This window comes from Vermiculatibacterium agrestimuris (assembly GCF_943193085.1).
Classification (GTDB): domain Bacteria; phylum Bacillota; class Clostridia; order Oscillospirales; family Oscillospiraceae; genus Vermiculatibacterium; species Vermiculatibacterium agrestimuris.
Genome location: NZ_CALPCU010000021.1, coordinates 23,311 through 35,647 on the forward strand (window position 1 = coordinate 23,311; position 12,337 = coordinate 35,647).

Below are 12,337 nucleotides of genomic sequence, written 5' to 3' on the forward strand. Positions count from 1 at the left end.
CCTCCTCTGTTTTTATTCCGGGCTGCCGTAGGTCGTCCTGAGCCAGTCCAGCCTGATCTTGCCCAGACTGTTCTTGGGGATCTCCGGCACAAAGGCATAGTATTTGGGCTGCTTTATAGAGGGAAGGTGGCCGGCGGCAAACTGGGCCAGCTCCTCCACCGTAAGGTTGGGATCCCGGGAGACCACCAGGGCCTTGCCCACCTCTCCCCTGTCAGGATCGGGAACACCAATAACACAGGCGTCCTCTACAGCAGGATGTCGGAAAAGAACGCCCTCGATCTCCGAGGGAAAGATATTCTCCCCATTGGTGATAAACATATTCTTTTTCCTGCCCACCACATAGAAAAATCCATCCTCATCCATCAGGGCAATGTCCCCGGTGTGGAGCCAGCCGCCGGCCATCGCCCGCCGGGTCTCCTCCGGGTCGTTCCAATAGCCGGAGAAAAGTACGCCTCCCCGGAGCAGCAGCTCCCCCTCCTGTCCCACAGGGACTTCGAGTCCCTGATCGTCCACGATTCGGGCTTCGTTAAAGGGCATCACCTTACCGCAGGAGGTGCGCTTTGCCCGGATCTGCTCTAAGGTCAGCTCTCCCACGGGAATGGACAGGTTGCCGGGGCCGGACTCGGTCATGCCATAGCCATTGCAGAACTGGACTCCCTTCTCCCAATATTTCTCCATCAGCTCCAGGGAGGGCGGCGCGGCGCCGCAGCGGCAGCGGGTGATGCTGGAAAAATCAGCTTGGGCAAACCGGGGGTGGGCAGCCAAACGGCGGTACACGGTGGGCACGCCCCAGATCATGGTGGGCCGGGCCTGTTCGATCACGTCAAAGGTCTGCTCCACGTGGAATTTCCGGGCAAAGACCAGCTCTCCGCCGGCATAGAGCAGCGGCATGGCGATGGTATGCCAGGTGGCGGTGTGGAAGAAAGGCAGGTAACCGAACATCACGTCGTCCTTGGTGAGGGAGTAGGTATTCTGCTGGCCCATGGCGTTGAGCATGATAGCCCGTGCAGAGAGCATGGCCCCCTTGGGAAGCCCTGTGGTGCCGCCGGTATGCATGAGCTGGATAATATCCTCCGGGTCAATGGGCACTAAAGGCGCCGGGGACGGATCGGCGGCCAGGATGTCGTCATACTCCGCCCCCAAGGGGATCCAGCGGCAGTCTCCCGTCCGCCGGCGGAGCGCGTCTATCTTCTCCTGGTGAGCAGAGTCGTAGAAGATCACCTTCGGCTCCTCGTTCTCCAGAAGGCCCTCCAGCTCCTCCGCGGTCAGCAGGATGTTGTAGGCTGTGGTGATGGCTCCAGTCCGGGCCGTCGCATAGAACAGGTCGATATAGACCATATCGTTCCCTGAGCAGATGCCAACCCTGTCCCCCTTTTTCACCCCGCAGACATTGACCAGGTAATTGGCCAGGGCATTGGCCCGGCGGGCCAAGTCGCCATAGGTATATTTCTCCTGCCGGTCAAAGTCGTAGACTGCCGGAGCGTGCGGATGCCGCTCCAAACGGTTGGTAAAGAAGCTGTTCACCACAGCTTGCTGGTAAGTCATGGAAATGACCTCCTTCTTCTTTCATTCAGACCAGGTACACACAGACCAGACACCACAGTGGGATGGTGACAAGAGACAAAAGGGTGGTGAAAATCACCAGGCGGCTGGCGAAGGGTGCATCGGAGCCGTACTTGGCCCCCAGCATCACCGACAGCGTACCGGCGGGCATCCCGGTCAGGAGAACGGCAGTGCCCGTGAGGACGACGTCCATATCCAGCAGTTTACAGATGAGGAACATACCGCCGGGCATGAGGAAAAGCCGCAGGATGCTGTATGTAATGATATCCCTGTCCACCAGCTTTCCCTTAGGGGCGCTGGCCAGCACCATGCCAATAAGCATCATGGACAGAGGGGTGGAGCAGCTCCCCACCGAGGAGAGAACGGTACACACCAGTTCCGGAGGCCGCAGCTCCAGCAGCATAATTGCCACTCCCACCAGGGTGGCAGCGATACAAGGATGCGTCAGAGTGCGGCGAAGAAAACCCTTGGAGCCGTCGGCGGTAAAGTAGGAGATGCCCACGGAGAAATTGTTGATGCGCTGGAAGATGAGGAAGATGGAGGCATAGATGAGCCCCTGATCCCCAAAGATGCTTCCCACCAGCGGGAAGCCAAGAAAGCCGGAGTTGGAGACGATGATGGCATAGCGCAGGATGCTCCGCCGTTTGGGATCCACCCTGGGGTAGAGCAGCCGGCTGAGAACGATGGTGGCCGCCTGAAGGGCCACCGAGGCAACCATAACACCAATGAAGCCTCCGGCAGAGAAGGCCCCGATGTTCTTGATGAAGCAGTCCAGGATATAGCAGGGAAAAACAATGAACAGGATGAGATCGGTAAGCTCTCCCCTCCCCTTATCCGTAAGGATCCCCTTTTTGATCGTAAAGGCTCCCAGAAGGATTATGACAAACATCATACCTTCCAGATCCAGCAGATTTCTCACATATATCATGTCGGCGTCAGCTCTCCTTTCTCAAGCGGAGGAAGAAGGCCGCCACGCCTCCCGCGATGACCAGCACGGCGGAAAAACCCAACGGGAGGCTGTAATCATTGAGCCAGGCGGCGGTCTGTCCCACGATGGCGGGCCCTCCGGCGGCCAGCAGGTAGTTGATAAGGCTCAGTTTACCGTTGATCCCGGCAAATCGCCTCTGACCAAAGGCGCGGGAGACGGTAAGGGGCAGCGCCACCGTCACAAACCCCACGCCCACGCCAAAGGCCGCGGCCCCTATTCGGATGGGGAGGGATCCATCAAAAAGACAGATCAGCAGTCCCCCTGCGCCCACGGCGATATTGCCCAGCCCCAGGGTCACATTGGCGGGCACCCGCCGCTCAGGGATCACGCCCATGAGCAGTCGGCCGGCCAGGCTGAACAGGGAGATCAGGGCAATGCAGTCGGCGCCATAGGCGCTGGAAAAGCCTTTATAGCGCAGGAAAATGACCAGATAAGCCATAATGGAGTAGTAGATGTAGGTGCGGGTGGCATAGCTGAAGAGGATCAGCACAAAGGCCTTGCGATCCGGCGGCCCTTCCTCTTCCCCGTCCTGTGCCGCCCCCTTCTCCCGCTTCGCCGGGGGCAGTCCGTCCGGAAACTGGCCCACATCCTCCGGGCGGTTTACGATGAACAGCAGTGAGACGACCAGGGCAACCCCGGCCATGGCGGCCACATACCTCCATCCCCACGTCCAGTCCCCCGCGGAGAGAAGCCGCTCCACGATTTGAGGCGCCATAAAGCCGCCCACAGACCCGGCGGTGAGAACGATGGCCATCGCGAAGGATTTTTTCCGGTCAAACCAGTCATTGACAGCGCTCTGCACCGAAACCAGCCCGGCAAAGCCCATGCCGGCGCCCACCACCAGACCGTAGAGAAGCAGGAAGGAGAATACGCTCTGAGGCAAAAAGGCCAGCGCCAGGCTGGAGGCGATCACCATGGCGCTGCCGATGAGAAAGGTCAGACGCACGCCCCGTTTGGAGATGAGCCGCCCCACCAGCGGCCCCACCAGTCCGGAGACCAGGGTGCACAGGGTGCCCGCAAGACCAATATACCGCTCCGAGAATCCCATTGCCTGCTGCATCCCTGCATTGATGACGGACGTGCTATAGAGCACCGTACCAAATACACAGAAATAGATACACCAGACAGCGGCCAACATCCCATATCCGTAAAAAAAGGGAAAATGTCGCTTCATATCTCACACCTATGCTTTCCTGAGTTAAATTGGGTAAGGCTTTTATCTAATAAAAGTAGCAAACGGTGTGCCAACCTTTGTGATGAGGAAATCTGGTGCAAAACAGCGCTGCACCCCTTGTCGAAATTGTGCATTTTGTGCAAAATTGCACAAAATAGTGGGCAAATGCACAAGCGAACGGGGACGAAAAGCCGAAAACATCCGGCAAAAAAACTGGCATCAATTTTGCTACACAACAGATATAAAGCAGACGACCCAGAAAGGGGAGGTACAAAATGATCACTATGGGAGTGGACGTGGGCTCCACATCGTCAAAGGCAATCATCCTCCAGGATGGAAGCGAGATCCTGGCAAAAACGGTGGTGAATATGGGCACCGGCACCCAGGGGCCGGGACAAGCTACGGAGCAGGCCCTGGCCCAGGCCGGGCTGTGCCGGGAGAACATCGGCTGCATGGTGGCCACCGGTTACGGACGGCTGACCTTTCCCGGTGCAGATCATCAGGTCAGCGAGGTGACCTGCCACGGCCGGGGGATCGGCTTTCTTCTGCCTGAAGTCCGCACTGTGATCGACATTGGCGGCCAGGATGCCAAGGCCCTTCAAATCAATAGCAGGGGCAAGCTGATGAACTTCGTCATGAACGACAAATGTGCCGCGGGCACCGGCCGTTTTCTGGATGTGATGGCAAAGGTGCTCGGCGTACCGGTGGAGGGGCTTGGCCAGCTGTCGGCGCAGTCTGAGCACCCTGTGAGCATCAGCAACGTGTGCACCGTCTTTGCCGAGTCGGAGGTCATCTCCCACCTTGCCGCCGGCGCAAAGCTCAGCGATATCGCCGCCGGCATCCACATCTCGGTGGCCCGCCGGGTGGCGGCTCTGGCCATGCGGGTGGGAATCGAAGGTCAGGTGGCCATGAGCGGTGGCGTGGCTCTGAATCAAGGCGTGGTTCGCGCCATGGAGATGGAGCTGAAGCGCCCCGTGCTGGTTCACCCGGACGCCCAGCTGGCAGGCGCCCTGGGCGCGGCTCTTCTGGCCGCTGAGCGGATGCAATAAGACGCCTCCCATGTGCAGGCAAAATGTGCGCCTTCACGGCAAATTTGTGCAAAATTGCACGCACCGCCCCCTATGGGCAGCCCCTTGTCCCAAAGCGGAAAAAGTCCCCGCGCCTACAAAAAGGGTCAAAAGGGGCCGGTGCGGAAAAATTGGCATAGGAGTTGCTAATCTATATAGTCAGACAGGACTTAGGTCCACAATTAAGGAGGAAGTATAGCATGGTCAACAATTACTATCTACTCACCGACGAGGAGAGAGATCTCCAGCTCATGGTGCGGGACTTCATGAATAAGGAAGTAAAGCCCATTGTTGCCGAGTGTGACGAGAAGAGCGAGACCCCCATGGAGGCTGTGAAGAAGGCTATTGAGATGGGCCTTCACTGCATGAACATTCCCGAGGAATACGGCGGAATGGGCCTCACCGCCCGCATGATGACCGTCATCCGCGAGGAGTTCGGCAAGGTAGACGCCGGCTTCAGCGTCACTCTGGGCAACAACGGCCTTGGCTCCACCCCCTGCATGGTCTTCGGCACTGAGGCGCAGAAGCGCAAGCTTGCCGATATCGTGGTGCCCGGCGGCTTTTCTCCCTTCTGCCTTACCGAGTCCTCCTCCGGTTCCGACGCCGCCTCTCTGCGCACCACCGCCGTGCGCAAAGGCGATGAATACGTCATCAACGGCAGCAAGTGCTTTATCACCAACGCAGAGTTGGGCGGCATCTACACCGTCTTTGCCTATACCGATAAGGAAAAGGGCACCCGGGGCGGTATGTCCTGCTTCCTGGTGGAGCGGGATCGGCCCGGCGTCTCTGTGGGCAAGCACGAGAACAAGATGGGCCTGCGCACCTCCAACACCTGCGACGTGGTTTTTGAGGATGTGGTCGTTCCCGCCGCCAACCGGATCGGCGAAGAGGGCGAGGGCTTCCGCATCGCCATGAAGACCCTGGAGCGCTCCCGCCCCCTGGGCTCCTCCACCGCCGTGGGCATTTCCCAGGCCTGTATCGACATCTGTGTGGATTACGCCAAGCAGCGCATCCTTTTCGGCAAGCCCATGTGCGACAAGCAGGCCATCCAGTTCATGATCGCCGACATGGACATCCAGACCCAGGCCGCCCGGCAGATGTGTATGTACGCCTCCACCCTCATCGACCAGGGCATCTACGACGGCCGCGTGGGCGCCGCGGTGAAGACCTTCTGCAGCGACACCGCCATGAAGGTGACCACCGACGCTGTCCAGGTCTTGGGCGGCTATGGTTACTCCAAGGAGTACCCCGTGGAGAAGATGATGCGTGACGCCAAACTCTATCAGATCTTTGAAGGCACCAACCAGATCCAAAGAGTGGTCATCTCCGGCCAGCTCTTCAAATAAGGGGAGGGACAAAACGTGGGTCCTTTAGAGGGTATCAAGGTTCTGGATCTTTCCAACTTCCTGGCTGCCTCTACCGCAGGACGCATTATGGCGGAGTGGGGCGCCGACGTCATCAAGATCGAGCCGCTCAGCGGCGATACCTACCGCAACAACGGCCCCTACATGAATATTCCCATCTACGACCGGGGCCAGACGGGCAACCCCAGCTACGACAACGAAAACGGCAACAAGCGCTGGGTGGCCCTGAACCTGAAAAGTGAAAAGGGCATGGCGGTGTTCCGCAAGCTGCTTGCCACCGCCGACGTCCTCATCACCAACTACCGGCCCGGCGCGCTGAAGAAGCTGGGCATCTCCTACGACGACCTGAAGGAAGAGTTTCCCCGGCTGGTCTTCGGCTCCATCCTCGGTTACGGCAAAAAGGGGCCGGCCAGTGGTAAGCCCGGCTTTGACTACACCGCCTTCTACGCCCGCTCCGGCCTGATGGCCGACGCGGCCCCTCGGGGCGGCGACCTGGTGAACACCGTGGCCGGTCTGGGCGACCACTTCGCCGCCACTGCCCTGGTGGCCGGCATCAACGCCGCCCTGGTGCGCCGCTCCACCACCGGCAAGGGCGACCTGGTGGAGGCCAGCCTTTTCCAGGCCGGTTGCTTCGCCCTCAGCTCCGGCTTCCTGTCCGCGTACAGCGGTAAGCCCTGGCCCCGTACCCGTTTTGAACCCAACAACTCCACCTCCAACACCTATAAGTGTAAGGATGGAGAGTGGTTCTACCTGGCGGCCACCGCTTACGACAAGCAGTGGGCCGATGTGGCCACCAAAGTCCTGGGCCGCCCCGACCTGGCCACCGATCCCCGGTTCGTCACCCGAAAGGCGGTGGAGGAGCAGGGCGCCATGGAGGAGCAGGTTCGCATCATGGACGAGATCTTCGCCACCAAGACCTACGCCGAGTGGGCCAAGATCATGACCGAGGCGGACATCGCCTTTGAGAAGGCCCAGCACTTCACCGAGCTGGTGGAGGATCCCCAGGCCCTGGAAAACGAGTACATCTTCTACCATGCGTACCCCAACGGAAAAAAGGCCCCCTTTGCCCACGCCCCGGCGGCCATCGCCTCCTGTCCCTGGCCGGAATTCCAACCCGCCAAGCTCACCGGCGCCGACACGGAGGCCATTCTGAAGGAGATGGGCTATTCCGATGCGGAGATCAAAGCCCTCATGGAGGACGGCGACGTGGCAGGCCCCACCATTACGGTGAAAGGCTGAGGGAGAAGACAAAATGTATATTGATTTTCCTGTGGTCAACGCAAAAATGGAAGGATTGGAGCAGGTGGTTCTGCCCAAGATGGTGAAGATACGCCAGAAATATGATCCTTTCCAGATCGAGGATGTCCCTGCCCATCTGCGTAAGGAGATGGAAGAGAAGATCAAGAATAAGGACTTCTACGCGGGAAAGGAGATCGCCATCACGGCGGGCAGCCGGGGCATCCCCTTCTATCAGGAGATCATGAAGACCCTGGTGGACTGTCTCAAGGACTGGGGAGCAAAACCCTTCCTCGTCCCCTCCATGGGCAGCCATGCCGGCGGCACGGCGGAGGGTCAGGTGGAGATGCTGGCCACCTACGGGATCACCGAGGAGAGTATGGGCTGTCCCATCCGGGCCACCATGGATGTGGTAGAGGTTGGCACGCTGGCGGACGGCACCCCCGTCTATTGCGACAAATACGCCTACCACTCCGACGGTATCGTGGTGGTCAATAAGATCAAGCCCCACACCAGCTTCAAAGGTCCCCATGAAAGCGGACTTCTGAAAATGCTGTGTATCGGCCTTGGCAAACACAAGGGCGCCGCCACCATGCACATGAAGGGCTACGAGGTCTTCGACCGCCTGATCCCAGAAGCCGGTGCCCTCTGCCTGGAAAAGGAGCCCGTTCTCTTCGCCGTTGGCCTGGTTCAGAATGCCTACGACGACATCAGCGACCTGGAGGTCATTGAAAAAGATCGGATCGTGGAGCGGGACGCGGCTTTGCTGGCAATCGCAAAGGACAAGCTGGCCAGATTCAAGTTTCCCGACACCGATGTGCTCATCATCGACCAAATCGGCAAAAACATCGGCGGAGCGGGCTTCGACCCCAATGTGGTGGCCCGCCGAGACCGGATCTATCCCGGCGCTCTGGTCAGCCAGAACATCTTTGTCCGGGGACTGACAGAGGAGACCCACCACAACGCCAGCGGCATCGGCACCATCGAGGTGACCACCCTGCGCTGTGTCCGGGACGTGGACTGGGCCATCACCTGGACAAACATGATGACGGCTAATTTCCTCCCCGGCTGCCGCATTCCCTGCTTTGCGGAGAATGACCGGGAGGCCCTGCGCTGGGCCATCCGCACCTGCACCGGCATTGACTATTCCAATGCCCGGGTGGTGCGGATCCGAGACACCATGCACATGGAGGAGATCCAGGTCTCGGAAAACCTGGCCAAAGAGCTCCAGAGCCGGGATGACGTGGAGATCCTCTCGGAGCCCTTTGAGATCGATTTCGATGCCGACGGCTATATTAAGGATTGAATCGAGGGAGATCATGGAAGAAAAAACGACTCAGGCTGCGGCTCCGGACGCCGCGCCCAAAAAGCCCAAAAAACCGCTGCCCAAGTCCCGGATCATGGTGGGCGAGCAGCTTGCCAAGCTCTATCAGGACACCATCGACGCAAAAGCCCGGGGAGAGAAGATCGGCTGGTCTGCCTCTATCTTCCCCCAGGAGATCGCCGAGGCTCTCGGCCTCTACATTGTATATCCGGAAAACCAGGCCGCCGGCCTGGCCGCCCGGCACCAGTCAGACGACCTGCTGGCTCATGCCGAGGCCGCAGGCTATAACATGGACATCTGCTCCTATGCCCGCACCAGTCTGGCCTACATGGACACCCTGACGGCGGAGAGCAACAATATGCCCAAGCCCGACTTTGTGCTGTGCTGCAACAACATCTGCAACCAGCTGACCAAGTGGTTCGAAAACCTGGCCCACCAGTTCCAGGTGCCCATGTTTCTCATCGATACGGTCTACAACTACGACCCCTGCGCCTCCGACGCCAAGGTGAAGTACGTCCGCGCCCAAATCGACGATCTGATTCACGGCCTGGAGGAGATCTCCGGCAAAAAAATGGACTACGACAGGCTCACTGAGGTCATGCGCATCTCCCAGCGGAACAAGGATCTTTGGCGGGAGGCCAACGAGCTTCTGGCTGTAAAGCCCGCCCCCCTAGCCGGCTTCGACCTGTTCAACTATATGTCCTGCATGGTTTGTAACCGGGGCAAGGAGAGCACCACCGCCGTCCTGGAACAGCTCATATCTGAGATCAAGGAGAACATCGCCCAGGGCAAGAGCACCTTCCCTGTTGAGGAGGAATACCGGGTCTTCTGGGAGGGCATCGCCTGCTGGCCTTATCTGGGCCACACCTTCAAGACGCTGAAAAAATACGGCATCAATATGGTGGCCACCGGCTATGTCAACGCCTGGGGACTGGAGTACGAGCCGGGAGATCTGGACGGTCTTGCCCGGGCCTATATCGACCTGCCCAACAACAATAACAACCTGGAGACGGTGGTGGCACGCCGGATCGAGGCGCATAAGAAGTTCCAGGTAGACGGCACCATTTACCATGTCAACCGCAGCTGCAAGGTCATGGACTGCCAGCAGTATGAGACTCAGCGCCGCATCTCAGAGGCCACCGGCATCCCCTTCACCTCCTTCGACGGCGATCAGGCCGACTTCCGGGCTTACAGCGAGGCCCAATATGAGACCCGCATCCAGGGCCTGGTGGAAGTGATGGAACAACGCAAAAAAGAACGGGAAGGGGGCAAAAAATGATGGAACCGCAGGATATCCTGTCCCAGCTGTCCTTTGCGGCGGAGAACCCCCGCAAGATGCTGGAGGCCCAACTCGCCCAGGGCAAAAAGGTGGTGGGATGCTTCCCCTCCTACACCCCCGAAGAACTGGTAGACGCCGCCGGTATGGTTCCCTTCGGCGTCTGGGGCGCCCAAATGGAGCCCTATCTGGCCAAAAAATACCTCCCGGTCTTTGCCTGCCCCATCCTCCAGTCCTCGCTGGAGATGGGCCTGTCCGGTAAGCTGAAGGATCTGTCGGCAGTTATCATTCCCACCCTGTGCGACACCTTCCGCTGCATCACCCAGGACTGGCTGGCCGGCGTGCCCGACATTCCCATGATCCCCGTGTCCTATCCTCAGAACCGCACCGACGCCGGCATCCAGTTTCTGCGGTATGAGTTTGAGACCGTAAAAAACAAGCTGGAGGCCATCTGCGGCCATTCCATCACGGAGGAAGCGCTGGAGAATTCCATCCGCGTATACAACGAGCACACCGCCGTAATGCGGGAGTTCACTGCCATCGCCAACGAACACTTGGACATCATCGACCCGGTGGCCCGCCACCATGTGATGAAGAGCGCTTGGTTTATGTCCAAGGCGGAGCATACCCGCCTCATGCGGGAACTGATCTCCTCCCTGAAGGCCACTCAGCCCCACCATTTTAAGGGCCGCCGCGTTCTCCTCTCCGGCATCGCCGCCGAGCCTGACAGTCTACTGCAGATCCTGACGGATAACAACGTAGCCGTGGTGGGCGACGATCTGGCCCAGGAGAGCCGCCAGTACACCGCCCCCATCCCCGAGGGCCAGGGAGATCCGCTCCTGCGCCTGGCGGGTAAATGGCGCGGGCAGCTCTGCTCTCTGGCGCACGACGAGGGAAAGGGACGCGTTGATATGCTGGTGGATATGGCCAATGTGACCAGCGCCGACGGCATGATCTTCTGCCAGATGAAGTTCTGCGATCCTGAGGAGTATGATTATCCCCTTATCTCCCGGGCACTAAAGGAGATCGGCGTGCCCACTCTCTGCCTGGAGGTAGACCAGCAGCCAGGCAGCACCGAACAGATCAGAACACGGCTCCAGACCTTTGCAGAAATGTTGGGCTGAGCAGTGTGATGATAAATAGACAATCAAAAACGAAGAGGAGGAAAACACAATGAATCGAAGCAAACTGATCGCCCTGTCCCTGTCCGCAGCTATGTTGCTGGGCACCCTCACCGCCTGCGGCGGCGGCGCCACTGAGAGCCAGGCTCCCACTGAGTCCAAGGCCGCCGATCCCGCCCCGGCCCAGAGCCAGGCTGTCGCTTCCGGCAGCTACAATGTGGATAACATTGAGACCCTGACCATGAAGGTCAACACCTCCGCCAAGGCCTCCACCCTGGAGCTGCCCGGCTATGGCGCCGGCATCAAGTACTTCTGCGATGAGGTGGAGAAGCGCTCCAACGGCAAGGTAAAGCTCCAGCTGTTCCTGGACGCCCAGCTGGGCGGCTCCGCTGACGAGATGATCGGCGGCTGCCAGACCGGCGCGTTCGAGTTCATCACCCTGAACCAGGGCTCTTGGGGCGGTTATACCGACGGCTTCATGCCCTTTAACTTCCCCTTCCTGTTCCCCAACGAGGAGGCCGCTTTTGAGTTCATGGACGGCCCCCAGGGCGAGAAGATCACCCAGAAGATCCTGGACGATACCGGTATCCGTGTGCTGGTCTACTATGACATGGGCTTCCGTCACCTGACCACCAAGAGCACCGATGTCCACACCGCCGACGACATGAAGGGCCTGAAGCTGCGCACCCAGAACGATCCCTACCAGATCGCCGCTATGGAGGCCCTGGGCTGCTCCGTCACTCCTGTGGCTTATTCCGAGCTGTTCTCCGCCCTGCAGCAGGGTCTGGTGGAGGCCCAGGAGAACCCCCTGAGCAACATCGTGGTCAACAAATACTATGAGGTTCAGGATTACCTGACTCTCACCGGCCATACCTACACCCTGACCACCATGGCTGTCAGCGAGGATGTGTGGCAGAGCTTCTCCCCCGACCTCCAGGCTCTGATGCTGGAAGTGGCCGAGGACGCCACCAAGATGTGCCGGGAGGGCCTGCTGGCCCAGGAGCAGACCTACCTGGATGAGCTCTCCGCGCAGATGAACGTGTACGAGCCCACCGACGCCGAGAAGGCTACCTTCAAGGAGAAGGCCGCCACTACCTGGCCCACCATCGAGGAGAAGATCGGCTCTGAGTGGTATAACGAGATCATCGACGAAGTCAACCGCATCACTGGCTGATAAGAGAACCCGTGCTATGGGCGGCCGACCTTGGGTCGGCCGCCCGCCCC

Annotated in this window: 10 protein-coding genes; 7 read left to right on the forward strand and 3 right to left on the reverse strand. The window is 59.4% G+C overall.

What is annotated here, in order from left to right:
* Nucleotides 1-12 precede the first annotated feature (12 nt).
* Genes NFR87_RS08015 through NFR87_RS08025 form a run of 3 tightly spaced genes read right to left on the reverse strand, consistent with a single transcriptional unit; the run spans nucleotide 13 to nucleotide 3,725 of the window.
* Nucleotides 13-1,545 carry a class I adenylate-forming enzyme family protein gene (locus NFR87_RS08015; protein WP_251448768.1) on the reverse strand — a complete coding sequence of 511 codons (1,533 nt, stop codon included), beginning with the start codon at nucleotides 1,543-1,545 and terminating at the stop codon, nucleotides 13-15.
* Nucleotides 1,546-1,570: 25 nt separating this feature from the next.
* Nucleotides 1,571-2,491, reverse strand: a complete 921-nt coding sequence (locus NFR87_RS08020; RefSeq protein WP_251448769.1) for an AEC family transporter — start codon at nucleotides 2,489-2,491, stop codon at nucleotides 1,571-1,573.
* Between the two features lie 7 nt (nucleotides 2,492-2,498).
* Entirely contained in the window at nucleotides 2,499-3,725 is a 1,227-nt protein-coding gene (locus NFR87_RS08025; RefSeq protein WP_338147046.1) for an MFS transporter, read from the reverse strand.
* A gap of 275 nt (nucleotides 3,726-4,000) precedes the next feature.
* Here NFR87_RS08025 and NFR87_RS08030 point away from each other — a divergent pair, with 275 nt between their 5' ends.
* From NFR87_RS08030 to NFR87_RS08060, 7 genes are all read left to right on the forward strand, one after another.
* A complete protein-coding gene (locus tag NFR87_RS08030; protein ID WP_251448771.1) occupies nucleotides 4,001-4,774 on the forward strand; it encodes an acyl-CoA dehydratase activase in 774 nt (257 codons plus the stop codon).
* Nucleotides 4,775-4,992: 218 nt separating this feature from the next.
* The gene (locus tag NFR87_RS08035; RefSeq protein ID WP_251448774.1) at nucleotides 4,993-6,138 is read left to right on the forward strand and encodes an acyl-CoA dehydrogenase family protein; all 1,146 of its coding nucleotides are present in this window, start codon (nucleotides 4,993-4,995) and stop codon (nucleotides 6,136-6,138) included.
* A 15-nt stretch (nucleotides 6,139-6,153) separates the two neighbouring features.
* A complete protein-coding gene (locus tag NFR87_RS08040; protein ID WP_251448776.1) occupies nucleotides 6,154-7,395 on the forward strand; it encodes a CaiB/BaiF CoA transferase family protein in 1,242 nt (413 codons plus the stop codon).
* Between the two features lie 13 nt (nucleotides 7,396-7,408).
* The gene (locus tag NFR87_RS08045) at nucleotides 7,409-8,698 is read left to right on the forward strand and encodes a nickel pincer cofactor-dependent isomerase, group 22 (protein WP_251448778.1); all 1,290 of its coding nucleotides are present in this window, start codon (nucleotides 7,409-7,411) and stop codon (nucleotides 8,696-8,698) included.
* 13 nt (nucleotides 8,699-8,711) lie between these two features.
* Nucleotides 8,712-9,995 carry a 2-hydroxyacyl-CoA dehydratase subunit D gene (locus tag NFR87_RS08050; RefSeq protein WP_251448780.1) on the forward strand — a complete coding sequence of 428 codons (1,284 nt, stop codon included), beginning with the start codon at nucleotides 8,712-8,714 and terminating at the stop codon, nucleotides 9,993-9,995.
* A complete protein-coding gene (locus tag NFR87_RS08055; protein ID WP_251448782.1) occupies nucleotides 9,992-11,116 on the forward strand; it encodes a 2-hydroxyacyl-CoA dehydratase subunit D in 1,125 nt (374 codons plus the stop codon). Before NFR87_RS08050 ends, NFR87_RS08055 begins: the two co-directional genes overlap by 4 nt.
* A gap of 49 nt (nucleotides 11,117-11,165) precedes the next feature.
* Entirely contained in the window at nucleotides 11,166-12,287 is a 1,122-nt protein-coding gene (locus tag NFR87_RS08060; protein WP_251448783.1) for a TRAP transporter substrate-binding protein, read from the forward strand.
* The last annotated feature ends 50 nt before the right edge of the window (nucleotides 12,288-12,337 follow it).

What these genes read in the sequence shown, in the direction of transcription:
- NFR87_RS08015 (WP_251448768.1), bottom strand. Translation starts at nt 1,545, where the DNA reads ATGACTTACCAGCAAGCTGTGGTGAACAGCTTCTTTACCAACCGTTTG.
- NFR87_RS08020 (WP_251448769.1), bottom strand. Translation starts at nt 2,491, where the DNA reads ATGATATATGTGAGAAATCTGCTGGATCTGGAAGGTATGATGTTTGTC.
- NFR87_RS08025 (WP_338147046.1), bottom strand. Translation starts at nt 3,725, where the DNA reads ATGAAGCGACATTTTCCCTTTTTTTACGGATATGGGATGTTGGCCGCT.
- NFR87_RS08030 (WP_251448771.1), top strand. Translation starts at nt 4,001, where the DNA reads ATGATCACTATGGGAGTGGACGTGGGCTCCACATCGTCAAAGGCAATC.
- NFR87_RS08035 (WP_251448774.1), top strand. Translation starts at nt 4,993, where the DNA reads ATGGTCAACAATTACTATCTACTCACCGACGAGGAGAGAGATCTCCAG.
- NFR87_RS08045 (WP_251448778.1), top strand. Translation starts at nt 7,409, where the DNA reads ATGTATATTGATTTTCCTGTGGTCAACGCAAAAATGGAAGGATTGGAG.
- NFR87_RS08050 (WP_251448780.1), top strand. Translation starts at nt 8,712, where the DNA reads ATGGAAGAAAAAACGACTCAGGCTGCGGCTCCGGACGCCGCGCCCAAA.
- NFR87_RS08055 (WP_251448782.1), top strand. Translation starts at nt 9,992, where the DNA reads ATGATGGAACCGCAGGATATCCTGTCCCAGCTGTCCTTTGCGGCGGAG.
- NFR87_RS08060 (WP_251448783.1), top strand. Translation starts at nt 11,166, where the DNA reads ATGAATCGAAGCAAACTGATCGCCCTGTCCCTGTCCGCAGCTATGTTG.